The organism is Nocardioides sp. SR21 (genome assembly GCF_022761125.1).
Taxonomy (GTDB): Bacteria; Actinomycetota; Actinomycetes; order Propionibacteriales; family Nocardioidaceae; genus Nocardioides.
Genome location: NZ_JAKWJR010000002.1, coordinates 357,784 through 376,151, shown reverse-complemented (window position 1 = coordinate 376,151; position 18,368 = coordinate 357,784). Strand labels below are relative to the sequence as shown.

Sequence of the window (18,368 nt, the reverse complement as noted above, 5' to 3'; positions counted from 1 at the left end):
CTAGTTCCCCGTCAGGTGGATCGTGTCGACCAGCTGGTGCTCGATCTGGTTGGCGGTCCAGGGCACGTGCACCCACTTCTCCTCGGAGAACAGCTGCGTCTGGTCGTCCGACCAGGGCGACGTCGGGTTCTCGTACTGGCTGTACGTGAGGATCGTGCGGGCCTTGACGCCGCCCTTGTCGAGGAACGCGATCGCCTGGATGTACGACGAGCCGCGGGTCACCGGGTCGAGGACCGGGTCGCCCAGCGTGCTGGAGACCGCGTTGGCGTCACCCGTGGTGTCGCCCAGGCCGCCACCGAGCGGCCAGCCGGCCGAGCCGCGGTCGCCGGAGTGGTGCAGCTCGCCGTACGTCTTGTCGAGGCCCTTGGCCTCGACCCGGGCGATCGCCGCGGCCATCGCGTCGACGACCGGCTGGCTGGTCGACATGGTGTTCGGCGTGGTGAACGGCTTCTTGACGTCGAACGGCACCTCCCAGAGCCCGGCCTTCGGCACGAGGTACATGAACTCCTGGAAGATCGCGGCGCCCGACGACGACGTCGCGTCGGAGCGGCCGTCCCAGTCGTGCAGGATCTGGCAGGCCTCGGTCTCGCCGGTCGCGGCACAGATCTGGTCGAGGCGACCGCCCTTGCGGGCGACCTCGGCGGCGTACACGCGGTTGGCGTGCTGGTGCGACGCCAGCGTCGCCGGGGTCTCCTTGCCCTGCTTCAGGTGGTCGCGGACGTAGGCCATCACGACCTTCGTGCGCATGGTCCGCTCGCAGTCCTCGCAGCCGATGATCCGCGGGAAGCCGGTCAGGCGGACCTTGTCGTTGGGCGCCCAGTAGGAGTCGTTGGCGTTCATCACCCAGTCGCGACGGAACGTCTCGGGCAGGCGCTTCGGGCCGAGGATGCCGGGCCGCTGCGCGTCCTTGTCGGTGCCCCACTTGCAGTCCGTCGTGGCGCGGGTGCCGTCGAGGCCGGGCAGGCCGGACTGCGAGAAGATCAGCCGGCCGGCGCCGGTCATGCAGCGGTTGGCCATCTCGTCGGTGACGTTAGGGACGACCGAGTGGTCGGCGTACACGATGTCGCCCTTGCGGTCCGCGGCGATGGTGTTCACCCACGGCATGCCGCCGCCACGGTCCTGGCGCTTCAGCAGGTCGCGCACGGAGCCGGCCATGCCCATCGACAGGAACGTGTCGAACGCGCGGAGGTGCTCGGCGTTGGCGTCACGCGCCGCCCAGAAGTTGGTGGCGGTCCACGGCATGAACAGGCTCGGCGCGGAGAGCACGTAGCCCTGCCCGGTGCGGTACAGCGTGCGGGTCACGGTCTCGACGCCGTCGTCGGTCTTGACCTGGACCTGCACGTCGCGCCGGTCGAGCTCGGCGGTGCCGTTCGGGGTCTTGTAGCTGGTCGGGGTGCCGGCCGTCGTGTACTGGTACGGCGTGAAGCGGTAGGCGGTCGAGACGGTGTGGCTCCACGCGACGTTGCGGTTGAAGCCGATGTTGATCGCCGGGAAGCCGGTCAGCGCACCGCCCGAGGCGTTGAACCTGCCGGGGACCGTCAGGTGCATCTGGGTGAAGCGGTAGCGGCCGAGCCACGGGAAGTGCGGGTTGCCGAGGATCATGCCGCGGCCGGTCGAGGTGTCGTCACCGCCGACGGCCGTGGCGTTGGAGCCGAAGTCCTGCTCCTGGAAGTCCGTCCAGCCGTCGAGGGTCGGCTTCGCGGCCGGGTTCGCACCTGCCTTGGTCGCCGGCGGCGTCGCGCTGGTGATCTGCGGCAGCAGGCGGGTGGTCGAGGAGATCAGCTGCGCGAGGTAGAAGGCGTACCAGACGTCGGTCGTGGTGATGTCGGGCTTGATCCACTCGTGGTCCGCGCAGGCGGGGTCGGTGATCTCGTTCTCGGTGAGCCACCGGTTGAACGCGGCGGTCTCGGCGACGACCATCGCCTTGGCGCGGTCGGTCGGCCCCGTGACCTTGTTCGCCAGCAGCTTCTCGACCACCTGGCGGTCGTGCAGGTCGGTGACCAGGGTGTCCCACTGGAGGTTCGTCCCGGAACCGCCGACGTTGTCCTGGAACGTCGCGTCCGCGCCGAGGTACTTCGAGCGCAGGCCCCGCGCGGTCAGCAGCGTGTCCATGAGGTTGCACGTCGCGGCGGACATCGTGGCCCAGCCGGCGCCGTACGCCATGCCCTCGAACGTGTCCGAGGTGATGTGCGGGATGCCGTGCTCGGTGATCTTGATGGTGACGTCGTACGCCGGAGCCTGGACGGTGGTGGCCGCGGCGCGCGGACTCGCGGCCGGCGCGGAGGCGGCCACGGCGGCGGTCGCCGGGGCGAGCAGCAGGAGACTGGTGATCGCGATGAGAGGGCGTTGGAGAAGCTTCACTACCGAAAGGTAACCGACGTCACATCGTCGACGGATGCAGGGGGTCCGCCGGATCCTGCCTACGCTTTTCCAGTGAAGACGTTGGTGCGCGAGGAGTGGGCCGCACGTGCGGCTGCGCACGCCGCCCGGGTCGACGCGTTCGTGTCACCGCACCTGGCTCGCCGGGAGTCGCGGGTCAAGCACCCCGTGCACGACTTCCTGTTCACCTACTACTCCCACCGTCCGGCGCAGCTGCGCCGCTGGCACCCGGGGTACGGCATCCGGCTCGCCGACGCGCCGGAGTACGACGGGCTGAAGGGCTACGACTCCGGGGCCGTGACCGCGGCGCACGTCTCGTCGCAGCGGGTGCTGCTCGAGACGCTGCACCGCTGGCTGTCCGCGACCGCCGGCCGGGTCGCGAACTTCGGCTGTTTCGGGATGCACGAGTGGGCGATGGTCTACCGGCTCGAGGAGGACGAGACCCGGCACGCCGACTGGCCGCTGCGCCTCGGCACGGCCGGCACCGACGAGGTCGTCGAGTCGCACCGGATCGCCTGCTCGCACTTCGACGCCTACCGGTTCTTCACCACCCCCGCGCTCCCCCTCAACACCCTGCGCCCCACGTCGGACGACCGGCCCGACTTCGAGCAGCCCGGTTGCCTGCACGCGGGCATGGACCTCTACAAGCACGCCTTCCGGCTCACCCCGATGATCTGCTCCGACCTGGTGGCCGACTGCTTCGAGCTCGCGCGCGACATCCGTGTCCTCGACATGCGGGCGGCGCCGTACGACCTCGCGGACCTGGGCTTCTCCCCCATCAAGGTCGAGACCGCCGCCGGCAAGGCGGAGTACGCCGAGGCGCAGCGACAGTTCGCCGAGCGTGGCGCGCCGCTGCGGGCCGCGCTGGTCGCCGAGTGCGAGCGGCTGTTGGCGGTTGGCGTGGTTGCTGCCTCAGCCGTCGCAGGTTCACCACGGTAAGGAGGCGAACCTGCACTTCGCATGGCGTGCCCACCGTGGGAAGTGCTGGTTCACCTACAGATCATGGTGAACCTGTGACCACGGGATCGGCGCAAACGTCTGCTCGCACCGGCGGTCTCCGAACAGGCGCCAGGGCGCCTACCTCGACCACCTGGCTCTCGGTGGTCGAGGAAGGACGACTCGACACCACCTCTCCGAGCGAGCGCGAGCACGCCGCGGCCGCGGAGGCAGCCGTGTCTCCGCGACGGTGGTGTCGAGGCTCGCCCGCTGGCACCTCGACCACCGGGCGAAGAGGACCTTCGCCTCTGCAGCCGGGAGCCGCTCGCACGTAGCGTCGAGACGTGGCCAAGCCCAACCCGATGTGCCCGATCCGCATCGGTGAGGCGTGCTCGCTGTGCGTGCCGGGGACGACCGGGCCCGAGGACTGCCCGCTGGTCGCCGAGGTGATGCGCGACCCCGACCTCCGCGCCCGCCTGGCCGAGCTGCGCCGCGAGCACCGGGCCTACTGACGGACTGTTGGGCCTGTCCCTGACGTTCTTGGGCGAAGTTCCGGCCCAGAACATCACGTTTCCCCGGCCCACCGGGGAAACCGACGACGGCCGGGGCCCGTGTGACAAAGATCCCGGATCACGGATCAGGGGTTGCCTTCACGCCGAAGAAATGAGTTAGGTAAGCCTTACCTAAATCCCATTCTCGGAAGGATGAACGGTGTCCATCTCCCCTGCCCGAACGGGGCTCGAGCACCTGCTCCACCCCGACCATGTCGAGCAGTACGTCGCGACCATGCGGACCGGCGTCGACCACCTCGCCGACACCCTGCGCCGGGTCTCCGGACCGGCCACCGGCGTCCTGCCGGAGCAGGCCGCGAAGGCCGTCGGTGACATCGACCTCGACCGGCCGCTGGAGGACGTCGGGGCGGTGCTGGCCGAGGTCAGCAGCGTCTACCTCGACGACGCGATCTGGTTCCACGAGCCGGCGTACGCCGCCCACCTGAACTGCCCGGTCGTGATCCCGGCGCTGCTCGCGGAGGTCTTCGTGAGCGCGGTGAACTCGAGCCTCGACACGTTCGACCAGAGCGTCGGCGCGACGTTCGTCGAGCGCCACCTCGTCACCTGGACCGCCGAGCGGATCGGCTTCGGCCCGGACGCCGACGGCATCTTCACCAGCGGCGGCACCCAGTCCAACCTCCAGGCGCTCCACCTCGCCCGCGACCGGGCGCTCGCGGCCGGGGCCGACCTGGGCGTGCTGCGGATCGTCGCCAGCGAGGACAGCCACTTCAGCGTGCAGAAGTCCGCGCGGCTGCTCGGCCTCGGCGACGCCGCCGTGGTCACCGTGCCGACCGACGGCGACCGCCGGATGGACGTCGGCGCCCTCGGCCGCGCGCTCGCGCGGGTCGTCGACGCGGGCGACGTACCGATGGCCGTGGTCGCGACCGCCGGCACGACCGACTTCGGCGCGATCGACCCGCTGCCGGAGCTCGCCGCGCTCTGCGAGGGGTACGGCACCTGGCTGCACGTCGACGCGGCGTACGGCGGCGGCCTGCTGGTCTCCCCCACCCGCCGGCACCTGCTGCACGGCATCGACCGGGCCGACTCCGTGACGGTCGACTACCACAAGACCTGGTTCCAGCCGGTCTCCGCGAGCGCGCTGCTGGTGCGCGACCGCCGCGACCTGCGGCACGTCACGTGGCACGCCGACTACCTCAACCCCCACGACGCCGCGCACCCCAACCAGGTCGACAAGAGCCTGCAGACGACGCGGCGCTTCGACGCGCTGAAGCTCTGGATGACCCTGCGCGTGATGGGCCCGGACCGGATCGGTGAGTACGTCGACACCGTCGTCGACCTCGCGACCGCGGTCGGCGCGGAGCTCGACGCCGACCCGGCGTTCGAGCTGGCGGCGACGCCGCAGCTGAGCACGATCGTCTTCCGGCCGGCCGGGCTCACCGAGGCCGAGGCCGAGCGGCTCCTCCCGGAGATCCGGGAGCGCCTCTACGCGAGCGGCCGCGCGATGCTCGCCGCCACCCGCGCCGACGGCCGGCGCTGGCTCAAGCTCACGCTGCTCAACCCGATGGCGACGCGCGACGACGTCCTCGCGGTCGTCGACCAGCTGCACGAGGCGGTCGTCCGATGACGGGCCGGGTGTACGACTTCATCGGCATCGGCCTCGGGCCGTTCAACCTCGGGCTGGCCTGCCTCGCCGACCCGGTCGACGAGCTCGACGGCCTGTTCCTCGAGGCCCGCGACGACTTCTCCTGGCACCCCGGGATGATGCTCGACGACGCCACGCTCCAGGTCCCGTTCCTCGCGGACCTCGTCACCATGGCCGACCCCGGCTCGCGCTGGTCGTTCCTCTCCTACCTGAAGGAGACCGGCAACCTCTACCCGTTCTACATCCGCGAGTCCTTCTACCCGCTCCGCCGCGAGTACGACGACTACTGCCGCTGGGCCGCGGACCGGCTCGACACCGTCCGGTTCGGCCAGGAGGTCACTGCGGTCGAGCACGACGGCGCGTCGTACGTCGTGCGGACGCCGAGCGACTCCTACCGGGCGCGGCGGGTCGTCCTGGGCGTCGGCACGACGCCGAAGGTCCCGGAGGCGCTTCGCGCGATGGTCTCGACGAGCCCGACCGACGACCGGGCAGCCGTCCACTCGTCGGAGTACCTCGCCTCCAAGGCCCACCTGCAGAGCCTCGACTCGATCACGATCGTCGGCAGCGGGCAGAGCGCGGCGGAGATCTACCGTGACCTGCTGGTCGAGAGCCCCGAGCACGGCTACCGGCTGACCTGGCTCACCCGCAGCCCGCGGTTCTTCCCGATGGAGTACACGAAGCTCACGTTGGAGATGACGTCGCCGGAGTACACGTCGTACTTCCACGGCCTCCCCGAGACGACCCGGGACCGGCTGCTCCGCGAGCAGCGCTCGCTCTACAAGGGCATCAGCGGCGACCTCATCGACGAGATCTTCGACCTGCACTACCGGCTGCGCGTGCAGGGCGACGGACCGCACACCACCCTGCTCACCAACACCTCGGTGACCGGGGCGACCGGCGACGAGCTGCACTGCCGGCACGACGAGACCGGCGAGGAGTTCGACGTCCCCAGCCAGGGTGTCGTCCTCGCGACCGGGTACGCCGCCGCCGTGCCGTCGTTCCTCGACCCGGTGCGCGACCGGATCCGGTGGGACGCGCAGGGGAGGTTCGCGGTGTCACCGCACTACGCGATCGACGTCGCCGACGGGGAGATCTTCGTGCAGAACGCCGAGGAGCACACCCACGGCCTGGCCGCGCCCGACCTCGGGATGGGCGCCTACCGGAACTCCGTCATCATCGCCGCCCTGACCGGCCGCGAGGTGTACCCGATCGAGAAGCGGATCGCCGTCCAGACGTTCGGGGTGCCGCGATGAGGACGACGATCGAGCCCCTCGACCTCGACCAGCACCTCGCGCTGCTGCACGCGTGGGTCACCCACCCGCGCTCGGAGTTCTGGCAGATGCAGGACGCCACGCCCGCCGACGTGGAGCGCGAGTACCGCCTCGTCGAGGACGGCCCGCACCACCACGCCTGGCTCGGCCGGGTCGACGGGGTGCCGGCCTTCCTCGCCGAGACCTACGACCCGTCGCGCTCCGAGCTGGCCGGCCTGCCCGAGCTGCGGCCGGGCGACCTCGGGATGCACGTCCTGGTGGCGCCGACCGACCGGCCGGTGCCCGGCTTCACGCGGGCGGTGTTCCGCGCCGTGCTCGACCACTGCTTCGCCGACCGGGCGGTACGTCGCGTCGTGGTGGAGCCGGACGCCCGCAACGACAAGATCCGCGCGCTCAACCGGGCGTTCGGGTTCCGCGAGCTGCGCACCGTCGCGCTCCCGACCAAGGAGGCGATGTTGTCGGTGCGAGAACGCGATCACCTGACGCCGGAGAACCTGGAGCGTGCGCAGCGGCACCTCGTGGCCAAGGCGATCGCGGAGTTCGCGCACGAGCGGCTGCTGGCGCCGGTGCCCGACGGCGACCGGTGGCTGCTGGCCACGCCGGCGGGCGACACGACGTACTCGTTCCGCGCCACCCGGCTGGCCCTCGACCACTGGGCGGTGGAGCCCGCGACGCTGGAGCGGACGGTCAAGGACCAGCCGGCGGCGCTGGACGCGCAGGAGCTGGTGGTGGAGCTCGCCGAGGTGCTCGGCATCCCGGACGCGCTGCTCCCGACGTACCTCGAGGAGGTCGCGGCGACCCTGGCGGCCGCGTGCTGGAAGCTCGCGCACTCGACCGCGACCGTCGACGACCTGCTCACCGCCGACCACCAGGCGGTCGAGGCGGCGATGACCGAGGGACACCCGGGGTTCGTCGCGAACAACGGCCGGGTCGGCTTCGGCGCCGACGACTACGCGGCGTACGCGCCGGAGACGGGCAGCGCGATCCGCCTGCACTGGCTGGCCGCCCGGCGTGACCACACCCACCTGTCCGGCGACGCGGGCGTGCAGGACGACGGGATGCTGGTGGCCGCCGGGCTCGACCCGGAGGAGTACCTCCTCATCCCCGTGCACCCGTGGCAGTGGCGCAACAAGATCGCGATCACGTTCGCCCCCGAGCTGGCGCGCGGCGACCTCGTGCACCTCGGCGAGGGTGCGGACGAGTACCGCGCGCAGCAGTCGATCCGCACGTTCTTCAACGTCACGAGGCCCGAGCAGCCGTACGTGAAGACCGCGCTGTCGATCCAGAACATGGGGTTCATGCGCGGGCTGTCGCCGCGCTACATGGCCGCGACCCCGGCGATCAACGACTGGGTGCACGAGCTCGTGTCGTCGGACCGGACCCTGCAGGAGTGCGGGTTCTCGGTGCTGCGCGAGCACGCCGCGATCGGCTACACCGGCGACGCGTACCACCGCGCCTGCGTGCGGTCGCCGTACCAGAAGATGATCGCGGCACTCTGGCGCGAGAGCCCGGCGCCCCAGGTCGCGCACGGCGAGCGGCTGGTCACGATGGCCGCGCTGCTGCACCGCGACGGAGACGGTCGGTCGCTGGCCGCGGCGATGATCGCCGCGTCACCGCTCGACGCCGCGGCGTGGGTGCGCGCCTACCTGCGCTGCTACCTCCGGCCGATCGCGCACTGCCTGCTCGCGCACGACCTGGCGTTCATGCCGCACGGGGAGAACCTGATCCTCGTGCTGCGCGACCAGGTGCCGGTGCGCGCGCTGATGAAGGACATCGGCGAGGAGGTGTGCGTGATGGACTCCCGCCGGCCGGTCCCCGAGGAGGTCGAGCGGATCCGCGCCGACGTCGAGCCGGACGTCCGGGCGCTCGCGCTGCACACCGACGTGTTCGACGGGGTGCTGCGGCATCTGGCCGCGATCCTGCACACCGAGGGCGTGCTCGACCAGGACGCGTTCTGGGCCGAGGTCGCGCGGTGCCTGCGCGAGCACGCCGAGGAGCACCCGGAGCTGGCCGACGCGGTGGCGGCGTACGACTTCTTCCGGCCGGAGTTCCGGCACTCGTGCCTCAACCGGCTGCAGCTGCGCAACACGCTGGAGATGGTCGACATCGCGGACCAAAGTCAGTCGCTGATCTATGCGGGGACCTTGGATAATCCCGTCGCATGACCTCCCGACTGACTGAGATCGCGTTCGACTGTGCCGACCCCGCTGCGCTCGCCGAGTTCTGGTGCGCGGCCCTCGGGTACGTCGTGGTGGACGCCGAGGAACAGGTCGTCGAGATCGCGCCGTCGAAGATCCCAGATGCCGAGCTGGTCGAGGCGTTCCGCCGCGGCCCGGCCGACCCGTCGCTGATCTTCATCCAGGTGCCCGAGGGCAAGACGGCGAAGAACCGCCTGCACCTCGACATCTCGCCGGTCGACTGCACGCACGCCGAGGAGGTGGCGCGGATGGAGTCCCTCGGTGCGCGCCGCGCCGACCTCCCACGGGCCGAGAACCAGTCGTGGACGGTCATGCTCGACCCGGAGGGCAACGAGTTCTGCGTGCTGCGCAGCCTCGCCCCGGGCGAGTTCCATCTGTGACAGGGCACTCCGTCCTGCAGGTGCCGGTCCCGCAGCTCGAGCCGTTCGTGCGGGCGCGGACGCTCCACCACGACCCGTCGTACCTCGCGGCGGACCCGGCGTTCGTGCACGCCCACGTCACCGCGCTGGCGCCGTTCGCTGACGCGCTGACCGACGACGTCGAGCGGCGGGTGGCCGCGATCGCCGCGGACACCGCGCCGTTCGACTTCGTGCTCGCGCGGATGGACCGGTTCCCCGACGGCACGCTGTACCTCGTGCCGGAGCCGGACGGAGCGTTCCGGGCGATGACGGCCCGGCTGGCCGCCGAGTTCCCCGAGTTCCCGCCGTACGCCGGCGCGTTCCCCGAGGTCGTCCCGCACCTCACCCTCGACCTGCTGTCCGACGACGTCTTCGAGGAGTCGACGCTGGCGCTGCTCGGCGACGCGATCCCCGCACGCTGCCGGGCCGAGCGGCTCGACCTCGTCTGGTACGAGCCCGGCGCGGTCGAGGTCCGTCGGTCCTGGCGGTTAGGTTGACGACCATGAGTCTCGGACGAGTGGTGGCGGCCCTGCTCACGGTCGGGCTGGTGCTCGGCCTCGCGCCGGCGGCGGGCGCGGGCGGTGATCCGCGCTGGGTGTTCTATACGAAGGACAAGACCCGCTACACGTCGCCGTGGTTCGCCGGCGGCCACCGGATCATGATCCCGTTCGGATGCACGTCGGCGCCGTACTACTCCCCCGACCCGCGGTGCAGCGACGACCGCGGCTTCCACCACGGCCTGGACATCGCGATGGAGTGCGGGACGCCGCTGTACGCGCGGTTCCGCGCGCGCGTGGTCTCCAACGACTCGCTCGGGTCGGCGTACGGCGTGAACCCGGTGCTGCTGCGCAACCGCAAGCGCCACTTCGACCTGGTCGTCGGGCACACCGAGAAGGTCTACGTCCGCGAGGGCCAGGTCGTGAGGCCCGGCACGATGTTCGCCCGCGCCAACGACAGCGGCGCGCCCGACGGCTGCCACCTGCACTTCGAGCAGCGCGCGGTCGGCGGTGGGCTGTCCACAGCCGTGTGGCCGCGCGACCTGCTGAGGCTCACGCCGGTGAGGCGGGGTCGATGACCGACCAGGAGGTGCTGGCCCGGTTCCTCGGGGCCGACGGCCGGCTGCACACGATCCCGTCGAAGCACGCCAAGCTGCTGGTCGTCCTCGACCACCTGGCGCAGGAGTTCGAGCCCGGCCAGCGCTACGAGGAGGCCGAGGTGAACCTCGTCCTCGGTCGCGTCAACCCCGACCACGCGGCGCTGCGGCGCTACCTGGTGGAGAACCACTTCCTCACCCGCGAGAACGGCGTCTACTGGCGCAGCGGCGGCAGCGTCGATGTCTGAGCTCACCGAGTTGCGCGACCTCGACTGGTACGGCGACGAGCTCGGCGCGGCGTCGTACTCCGGCGTGACGTTCAGCAACGTCGACCTCAGCGAGACGATCACGAGGAGCGCGACGTTCGAGAGCTGCACCTTCCACAACTGCCGCTTCAACTCCTCGACGCACGTGGCGTCGGCATTCATCGCGTGCGACTTCCGGCGCTGCAGCTTCTTCGACGCGATGTTCGACGGCTGCAAGCTGAACGGGTCGGTGTTCGCCGAGTGCACGCTGCGCCCGATCGCCGTGCGCGGCGGCCAGTGGCGGGGCGTGACCCTGCGCGGCGCGAACCTCTCGCGCCTCGACCTCGCCGACCTCGACCTGCGTGAGGCCGACCTGTCGATGGCCGACCTCACCGGCACCTCGCTGCGCGGCGCGAAGCTCGGCGGCGTCACCCTGCGCGACGCGGTCCTCGCCGACGCCGACCTGCGTGGCGCGACGCTCGACGGCGTCGACCTGTCGTCCGCACGGCTGAAGGACACACGGCTCGACCTGGCCGGCGCCGTGCTGCTCGCGGAGCTGCACGGCGCCGTGGTCGACACCGCCTAACCGGCGGCCTTCCGCACCAGCGTCTCGATCCTCTTCGCGTCGGCATCGGTGAGCGTCGTGATCGCGTACTCGGTCGGCCACATGTCGCCGTCGTCGAGGTGGGCGCCGTCGTTGAAGCCGAGGTTCGAGTAGCGGTTGCCGAACTTCGAGGCCGGCTTGAAGAAGATGACCGCCTTGCCGTCGCGGCAGTACGCAGGCATGCCGTACCAGGTCTTCGGGTCCAGCTCGGGTGCGACCGCGGTGACGATCGCGTGGATGCGCTCGGCCAGGACGCGGTCCTCGTCGGGCATCTCGGCGATCTTGTCGAGCTGGTTCTGCAGGTCGTCGGCCTTCTTGGCGCCCTTCTTGCCCTCGGCGCGGAGCTCTGCGGCGCGCTCCTTCATCGCGTCCCGCTCGGCCTGGCTGAATCCCTTGGTCTGCTTGGTCTGCTTGGTCTGCTGGGTTGTCGTCGTCATGCCCCCAACGCTAGGAACGACGGGACGCGGGTGCTTCTCGATTCCTGATCGCTTGGCGGACGTGTGGGCGCGGCCGGAGCCGCGCCCACACGTCGCAGGGACTCGTACGTCGCCTCAGCGCCGGGTGGCGGTGACGACGCGGTACTCCCACTCGGTGACCAGGCCGTTGCCCTCACCGCTCCCGAACGAGCGCGCGAGGTCGATCATGTCCGCCCGCAGGGCGGCCTTCCCGGCGTCGTCGAGCCGGCCGGCCGCGGCGAACGTCGGCCCGTAGTAGGTGAGGAACAGGTCCGCGAACTCCTCGGCACCGGTGAACCGCTGCACCACCGTGTGCGTGCTCGACGCGACGTCCGTGACGTCGTCGCCGAGCAGCTCGGCGACCGTCGCCTCGACGCCCCAGCGGGTCGGCGGCTGCGCGCCCGGCGGCGGCGAGGCGTGCCGTCCCACGGTGCCCAGCAGCTGGCCCACGAAGCCCTCGGGGGTCCAGCTCGCCAGCCCGATCCGACCGCCCGGGCGACAGACCCGCACGAGCTCGCGGGCGGCCTGCTGGTGGTCGGCGCTGAACATCACGCCGATCGCCGAGAGCACGAAGTCGAACGTGCCGTCGGCGAACGGCTGCGACTCGGCGTCGGCCTCGGTGAAGTCGGCGGCGACGTCCTCGGCCTCCGCGCGGCGGCGGGCGATGTCGAGCAGGGCCGGCACGTAGTCGGTGCCGGTGACGACCGCGCCTCGCCGGGCGGCGGCCAGTGCGGCGTGGCCGGTGCCCGTCGCGACGTCGAGGACGCGGTCGCCGGAGCCGATGCCGACGTGGTCGACGAGGTGCTCCGACAGCGGGATGGTGAGCGCGGCGATCTTGTTGTAGTCGCCGCTGCTCCAGACCTTCTGCTGCTTGTCACGCAGCTCGGAGTGGGTGGTGGTGATGGTCATGGTGGTGCCTTTCGGATCTGTTGTGTGGTGGTGAGTCAGGGCGCCGTCGCCGAGATGTGCTCGGGCTCGAGCCCGGCCCGGCGGACGGCGTCCGCGACCGTGGTGGCCGAAGGCGCCTCGTAGAGCAGGAAGCACGTCTCGTCCTCGGGGACGAAGATCGACCGCAGGCAGCGCACCCCGTCGGTGGGGTCGTCCGCCTGCGCCACCCGGCTGATCCGCTGGGCGGCGCTGCGGTCGTCGTGTGCGACGTACACCTCGACGAGGAACTCGGCCATACGTCCACCGTGCTGGCCGGGACGGGGTCTCCGAAACTACGGGTCACCCCAGTGTTTGACCTCAGGACCCCGGGACCGGGTCGTCCAGCGCGCCCCCCGCGAGCTGGACCCGGGACCGGACGCCGAGCTTCGCGTAGACGTTGCGCAGGTGGAACTCCACCGTGCTGACCGTGACCACGAGGGTGCGGGCGATCTCCTTGTTGGACAGCCCCTCGACCGCGAGCTCGGCGACGCGCTGCTCCGTGGCGGTCAGTCGTCCCTCGCTCGGGCGGCGAGCCCCGACCCGCTCCAGCTCGGCCCGGGCCTCGCCCACCCAGCCGGGGGCGCCGACCTGCTCGAACACCTCCGCCGAGCGCTCGAGCGACTCCCGCGCGGCGCCCCACTTCCGCGCCCGGCGCTGCACCCGGCCGAGGGTGAGCAGGGTGCGCGCCTCGTCGGGAGGCAGCCCCAGCTCGGCGTACGCCGCAGCGCACTCGGCGAGGGCGCCGGCCGACCCGTCGTCGTACTCGTGGGCGAGCCGGAGGTACGCCGAGCACCGCTGGGCACCGACCAGCGCCCACGGGTGCGACGCCGCGCGACCCAGCTCGTCGAGCCGCGCGGTGACGGCGCGGGCGGTGTCGAGGTCACCGGCGTCGACCAGCGCCTCGACGAGGTCGACGGCCACCGGGAACGCTCCGGGGTCGGCGATGCCCTCCCGCTCGGTGTGCTCCCAGACGGCGGAGAGGTGCGCGACCGCCGTGTCGTGGTCCTTGTCGAGCAGTGCCGCCAGCCCGAGCGCCCGGGTCGCCTCGAGCCAGTCCCACCGGACGCCGGTCTCGTCCGCGAGCTCACGCGCGTGGTCACCCCAGCGCCGGGCCTCGTCGGCGTCGCCGCGACCGGCGGCCAGCAACGCCCGGCAGCGCTCGTACATCGGCCACAGCAGCAGCCGGCTGTCGGAGGACGCACCCCACTCGTCGAGCATCCGCTGCGCCTCGGCGTGCCCACCCACCCGCAGCTCGAGCTCGCAGAGGTGCAGCCGGGCCAGCGCGTACGACGACGGCTCGGCCCAGTCGTCGGCCTGCTGGCGCTGTGCGGCCAGCACGTCGCGGCCCTGCGTGACCTCGCCGCGCCAGACGAAGCGCTGCCCGGCGACCCGCGCCGGGTCCCGCGCGAGGTAGGCGTGCTCGTCGGAGAGTGCGCGGTGCTCCGCGGCGACGTCGTCGATCGGCTGTCCCCGGAGCGCCCGGGTCCACGAGAGCGCGTAGAGCGCGGAGCGCCGGTCCTCGGCGTTGGCGGCGGACTCCAGCGCCTCGACGGCGTACCGGTCGGCGCTCGGCAGCGCCACCACCCGGATCACGCCCTCGTTCTCCGCCAGCTCGGCGAGCACCGGCGCACGCAGCGCCGGGTCCCCGGCGGCCTCGGCCAGCGCGCGTTCCAGCACCGACCGGAGGTGCTCGTTGTCGCGGACGACGCCGCTGGTGAGGAGGAGGTACGCCGTCACGCGGTCGGCCGGTGTCGGCAGCGTCGCTGCGGCCTCCTGCAGCAGCGCGGTGAGCCGCGGCCGCTCGGCGGCGACCGCGAGCGCTCGGCCCAGGGCGAGCAGTCGGTCGACGTGCGCCTCGGACTCCGGCGAGGTCAGCCGCAGCGCGTGGGTCCCGAGCTCGACCGCCAGCCGTGGCGCACCCCGCGCCGCGGCACGGTCGGCCGCAGCGGTGAGCCGGGCGGCCAGTCCCTCGTCGGCGGTGGTGGTGGCCAGGGCCAGGTGCAGCGCCTGCCGCTGCTCGTCCGGCACGACGGCGGCGAGCTCGCGGTGCAGGTCCCGGCAGACCTCCTCGGGTGCCTGACGCTTCGCTGCTGCCGCGAGCAGCGGGTGCGAGGGCCGGACCCGCTCGCCGTCGAGCACCGCGACGCCCTCGCGCACGGCGGTGGCCACCGCGTCGGGTCCCGCGACGCCGTCGAGATGCGGGGGCTTGAGGTCGGGGTCGAGGGCGAGGGCGAGGAGCACCCGCCGGGCCGGTCCGTCCAGGTCGGCGACGCGAAGGCCGAGCAGGTCCTCGACGTCGTCGGGCACCGGGATGTCCTCGCCGAATGTCGCGACGTCGCGCCCCGCGAGCTGACGACCGACCTCGAGCACGAAGAGCGGGTTGCCCAGCGTGGCGTCGTAGATCCGGCGGAGCATGTGGTGCGGCAGCCGTACCCCGAGCCGGCCGGACAGCACCTGCCGGGTGGCACCGAGGCTGAGCGGTCCGACCTCCCTCCGGTGCAGCATCCCGTCCCCGAACGCCTCCTCCAGCGCCGACCGCTCCCCCGGGCGACGAGCCAGGAGGCACGTCACCGCCGCCGGGTCGAGCCGCCGCGCGGCGTACGCGAGCGCCTCCTCGGACGCGGGGTCGAGCCACTGGACGTCGTCGATCGCCACGAGCACGCGCTGGTCGGCGCCGAGCGCGCGCAACGCGTTCAGCAGGCCGAGGGCGATCGCCCCGGGCTCCGGTGGCCGTCCCGCCGGCTCCTGTCGGTAGAGCGCCACCTCCAGCGCGCGCCGCTGCGGTGCGGGCAGGGCGGCGAGGTCGGCGCTCGTGACGCCGTCCATGAGGTCGATGAGCGCACCGCCCGGCAGACCCGTCTCGGCGCCGCTCGCCCGGGCGACCAGGACGCGCATCCCGCGATCGCGTCCCTGGGCGACGCCGTGCTCCCACAGGCTGGTCTTGCCCACGCCGGGCACGCCCTCGAGCACCAGCGCCTGCCGGCCGTCGGCCAGCAGCGCCTGGATCAGCTCGAGCTCACCATCGCGCCCGACCAACGGGGCGGCGACCGTCGCGGTGCTCATGGCTCATGATCGCAGCCCGCTCTAGCGTTCGGCCTCCGCATTTCGCGGCACCCGGACGCGGATGCCGTCGAGGACGATCCCCAGCCCGACCGCGAAGTCGGACTCCGTGCGGGGATCGTCCTCGAGGGCGCCGGCGCTCCCGGCCTGCAGGTGGGTCTGCTCGTCGGTCACGTGACCGAACACGAAGTGCAGCAGCGTCCGAGCCGCGGTCGGCACCAGCGCCGGGTCGAGGCCGCCGTCGGCGAGCGCCGCGGCCAGCTCGTCGTACGGCGAACGCGCACCGAGGCCGAAGGAGTACGCCGTCGCGACCAGCTCGGCGCCGTCGCGGTAGGCGAGCATCGCGTCGCGCAGGCCGGAGCAGATCGCGACCACGCGCTCGTCCCACGCGCCGGGCCGGTCGCCGCGTGAACCGCGGGCCAGGATCTCGTCGGCGACCGCGGCGAGCAGCGTCTGCTTGTTCGCGAAGTGGTGGTAGAGCGCGCTCGGCTGGACGCCGAGCTCGGTGCCGAGGCGGCGCATGGTGAGGTCGGCGAGGCCGTAGCTGTCGAGGACGCCGAGCGCCTGGTCGACCACGTCCGTGCGGCGGTAACGCATGTCACACCCTTCTTACTGCCCGGTCACCGTTGACCCTTCCGGAGCCCGAACCCTAACCTGAACGCCGTTCACCTGACCAGCGTTCAGGTTTCCCCGAGACGGTCCAGCGAAGGAATGATCATGGCCATGGCAGAGACCACCCCCACTCCCACCGAGGAGGCCCCGGCGTCGCGGCGCAGCTCGACGACGACCGACCTGGCACTGATCGCGGCGTTCGCGGCACTGATCTCGGCCTGCGCCTACATCGGCGCGATCCCCGTCGGCGGCGCCGGCATCCCGATCACGCTGCAGACGTTCGGCGTGATGCTCGCGGGCTGCGTCCTCGGTCCGGTCCGCGGCTTCCTCGCGGTGTCGCTCTACCTGCTGCTCGGTGCGATCGGCCTGCCGGTCTACGCCGAGCACTCGTCCGGCCTCGGCGTGTGGAGCGGCCCCAGCGTCGGCTACCTGATCGCGTTCCCGTTCGCGGCCGCCCTGGCCGGGTTCCTGGTCAAGTACGTCGCCGGGGAGAACCGCACCCGCGCGATCTACGTGTTCTTCTGCTCGCTGGCCGGCAGCGTCCTCGTGATCCACCCGCTCGGCATCATCGGCATGAAGCTGCACTTCGACGTGTCCTGGCACGAGGCGTTCACCTACGACACGCCGTTCTGGATCGGCGACCTGCTGAAGACCACCCTGGTTGCGATCGTCGCCGCCGAGGTGCACCGTGCCTTCCCGTGGCTGTTGAGTCGACGCTGATCACGTTCGAGGCCGCCGGGGTCAGCGTTCCGACCCCCGGCGGCGACAAGGTCGTCCTCGAGCCGACCACGCTGGAGCTCACCGAGCACCGGATCGGCGTGATCGGGGCCAACGGCTCCGGCAAGTCCACGCTGGCGCGGCTGGTCAACGGCCTCGCCACCGCGACGACCGGCCGGGTGCTGGTCGACGGGCTCGACGTCGCCAGGAAGGGCGCGGAGGTACGCCGCAAGGTCGGGTTCTGCTTCACCGACCCGTCCGCTCAGCTGGTGATGCCGACCTGCGTGGAGGACGTCGAGCTGTCGCTGCGGCGTACGGTCAAGGACGCTGCCGAACGGCGGCGTCGCGCGCTGGACGTGCTCGAGCGGTTCGGCCTCGGCGACCGCGCGGACGTCAGCGTGCACTCGATCTCCGGTGGGCAGCGGCAGCTGCTCGCGCTGGCCGGGGTGCTCGCGACCGGGCCGTCGATCGTGGTCGCGGACGAGCCGACCACGCTGCTCGACCTCGCCAACACCCGCCGGGTGGCCGACCTGCTGTTCGGGCTCGAGCAGCAGCTCGTGCTGGTCACGCACGACCTCGAGCAGGCCCGTAGGTGCGACCGCGTGATCGTGGTCGAGGACGCCCGGGTGTGGTTCGACGGACCCGCGGACGCGGCCGTCGACGACTACCTGGCCTCGGTGTCATGAGCAACGTCACGACCGGCCTGGTCGGCGTCTACCAGCCCGGCGACTCGCTCCTGCACCGGCTGCCGGTCGGCGTGAAGCTCGGCGGACTCGCCGTGCTCAGCCTCTCGATCGTGCTGGTGCGCAGCATGCCGGCGTCGTGGGTCTTCCTCGCGATCGCCCTGCTGCTCGCGCTCGCCGCACGGGTCCGGCTGGCGACCCTGGTGCGCGCGGCGCGGCTCGTGCTGCTCATGGCGATCTTCGTCGCCGCTCTGCAATGGCTCTGGTACGGCCGCGACAAGGCGATCGAGACCGTCGTCGACCTGCTCGCGCTCTCCCTGGCGGCCGTCGTCGTCAGCGCGACCACCCCGGTCAACGAGATGCTCGACGCGTTCATCCGCTGGATCACCCCGCTGCGCCGCGTCGGCGTCGACCCCGACCGCGTCGCCCTCACGATCGGCCTCGCCATCCAGGCCCTCCCGGGCACCATCGCCCTCGCCTACGAGACCCGCGACGCCGCTCGCGCCCGCGGTCTCGGCCGGCACCCGCGCTCGTACCTCACGCCGTTCGTGATCCGGGTGGTCGCCCGGGCCCGCGAGACCGGCGATGCGCTGCACGCGCGTGGGATCGGCGAGGAGTAGCGGGACCGGCCATGTC

The 18,368-nt window shown here is 72.0% G+C and carries 19 protein-coding genes; 13 read left to right on the top strand and 6 right to left on the bottom strand.

The genetic code is table 11. From position 1 onward, the window contains the following. Positions 1–2,361: a penicillin acylase family protein gene (locus MJ604_RS05095; RefSeq protein ID WP_243057213.1), complete on the bottom strand. Its 2,361-nt coding sequence runs from the start codon at positions 2,359–2,361 to the stop codon at positions 1–3. A 72-nt stretch (positions 2,362–2,433) separates the two neighbouring features. On the opposite strand from MJ604_RS05095, the gene MJ604_RS05090 reads away from it, so the two are divergent. The 10 genes from MJ604_RS05090 to MJ604_RS05045 all read left to right on the top strand — a co-directional run bounded on the left by MJ604_RS05090 (position 2,434) and on the right by MJ604_RS05045 (position 11,260). Continuing rightward, a complete protein-coding gene (locus MJ604_RS05090; RefSeq protein WP_243057212.1) occupies positions 2,434–3,318 on the top strand; it encodes a 3-methyladenine DNA glycosylase in 885 nt (294 codons plus the stop codon). Positions 3,319–3,659: 341 nt separating this feature from the next. Beyond that, positions 3,660–3,827, top strand: coding sequence for a DUF6767 domain-containing protein (locus MJ604_RS05085; protein WP_243057211.1), 168 nt, complete (start codon positions 3,660–3,662; stop codon positions 3,825–3,827). 199 nt (positions 3,828–4,026) lie between these two features. Next, positions 4,027–5,451, top strand: coding sequence for an aspartate aminotransferase family protein (locus tag MJ604_RS05080; RefSeq protein WP_308194108.1), 1,425 nt, complete (start codon positions 4,027–4,029; stop codon positions 5,449–5,451). Continuing rightward, positions 5,448–6,722: a lysine N(6)-hydroxylase/L-ornithine N(5)-oxygenase family protein gene (locus MJ604_RS05075; RefSeq protein ID WP_243057210.1), complete on the top strand. Its 1,275-nt coding sequence runs from the start codon at positions 5,448–5,450 to the stop codon at positions 6,720–6,722. Before MJ604_RS05080 ends, MJ604_RS05075 begins: the two co-directional genes overlap by 4 nt. Next, positions 6,719–8,905 carry a GNAT family N-acetyltransferase gene (locus MJ604_RS05070; protein ID WP_243057209.1) on the top strand — a complete coding sequence of 729 codons (2,187 nt, stop codon included), beginning with the start codon at positions 6,719–6,721 and terminating at the stop codon, positions 8,903–8,905. Before MJ604_RS05075 ends, MJ604_RS05070 begins: the two co-directional genes overlap by 4 nt. Further along, entirely contained in the window at positions 8,902–9,318 is a 417-nt protein-coding gene (locus MJ604_RS05065; RefSeq protein WP_243057208.1) for a VOC family protein, read from the top strand. The genes MJ604_RS05070 and MJ604_RS05065 overlap by 4 nt, the downstream gene beginning before the upstream one ends. After that, complete coding sequence (locus tag MJ604_RS05060; RefSeq protein ID WP_243057207.1) at positions 9,315–9,833, top strand: 2'-5' RNA ligase family protein; 519 nt, start codon at positions 9,315–9,317, stop codon at positions 9,831–9,833. The genes MJ604_RS05065 and MJ604_RS05060 overlap by 4 nt, the downstream gene beginning before the upstream one ends. Positions 9,834–9,838: 5 nt before the next feature. After that, positions 9,839–10,411, top strand: a complete 573-nt coding sequence (locus MJ604_RS05055) for a M23 family metallopeptidase (RefSeq protein WP_243057206.1) — start codon at positions 9,839–9,841, stop codon at positions 10,409–10,411. Continuing rightward, positions 10,408–10,677, top strand: a complete 270-nt coding sequence (locus MJ604_RS05050) for a DUF2087 domain-containing protein (RefSeq protein WP_243057205.1) — start codon at positions 10,408–10,410, stop codon at positions 10,675–10,677. The genes MJ604_RS05055 and MJ604_RS05050 overlap by 4 nt, the downstream gene beginning before the upstream one ends. Further along, positions 10,670–11,260, top strand: a complete 591-nt coding sequence (locus tag MJ604_RS05045; protein ID WP_243057204.1) for a pentapeptide repeat-containing protein — start codon at positions 10,670–10,672, stop codon at positions 11,258–11,260. The genes MJ604_RS05050 and MJ604_RS05045 overlap by 8 nt, the downstream gene beginning before the upstream one ends. Here MJ604_RS05045 and MJ604_RS05040 read toward each other — a convergent pair. From MJ604_RS05040 to MJ604_RS05020, 5 genes are all read right to left on the bottom strand, one after another. Further along, entirely contained in the window at positions 11,257–11,715 is a 459-nt protein-coding gene (locus tag MJ604_RS05040) for an iron chaperone (protein ID WP_243057203.1), read from the bottom strand. The two genes, MJ604_RS05045 and MJ604_RS05040, sit on opposite strands and share 4 nt — an antisense overlap. Positions 11,716–11,829: 114 nt before the next feature. Then, positions 11,830–12,642, bottom strand: coding sequence for a class I SAM-dependent methyltransferase (locus MJ604_RS05035; RefSeq protein WP_243057202.1), 813 nt, complete (start codon positions 12,640–12,642; stop codon positions 11,830–11,832). Between the two features lie 35 nt (positions 12,643–12,677). Then, a complete protein-coding gene (locus MJ604_RS05030; RefSeq protein ID WP_243057201.1) occupies positions 12,678–12,917 on the bottom strand; it encodes a nickel-binding protein in 240 nt (79 codons plus the stop codon). 61 nt (positions 12,918–12,978) lie between these two features. Next, on the bottom strand, positions 12,979–15,723 hold the full coding sequence (locus MJ604_RS05025) for an AAA family ATPase (protein WP_243057200.1): 2,745 nt from the start codon (positions 15,721–15,723) through the stop codon (positions 12,979–12,981). Between the two features lie 21 nt (positions 15,724–15,744). Next, a complete protein-coding gene (locus tag MJ604_RS05020; RefSeq protein WP_243057199.1) occupies positions 15,745–16,317 on the bottom strand; it encodes a TetR/AcrR family transcriptional regulator C-terminal domain-containing protein in 573 nt (190 codons plus the stop codon). Between the two features lie 126 nt (positions 16,318–16,443). Here MJ604_RS05020 and MJ604_RS05015 point away from each other — a divergent pair, with 126 nt between their 5' ends. The 3 genes from MJ604_RS05015 to MJ604_RS05005 are packed head-to-tail and all read left to right on the top strand — an operon-like array spanning position 16,444 to position 18,352. Beyond that, positions 16,444–17,052: a biotin transporter BioY gene (locus MJ604_RS05015; RefSeq protein WP_243057198.1), complete on the top strand. Its 609-nt coding sequence runs from the start codon at positions 16,444–16,446 to the stop codon at positions 17,050–17,052. Then, complete coding sequence (locus MJ604_RS05010; protein WP_243057197.1) at positions 17,031–17,735, top strand: energy-coupling factor ABC transporter ATP-binding protein; 705 nt, start codon at positions 17,031–17,033, stop codon at positions 17,733–17,735. The genes MJ604_RS05015 and MJ604_RS05010 overlap by 22 nt, the downstream gene beginning before the upstream one ends. After that, complete coding sequence (locus MJ604_RS05005) at positions 17,732–18,352, top strand: energy-coupling factor transporter transmembrane protein EcfT (protein WP_243057196.1); 621 nt, start codon at positions 17,732–17,734, stop codon at positions 18,350–18,352. Before MJ604_RS05010 ends, MJ604_RS05005 begins: the two co-directional genes overlap by 4 nt. Positions 18,353–18,368 lie beyond the last annotated feature (16 nt).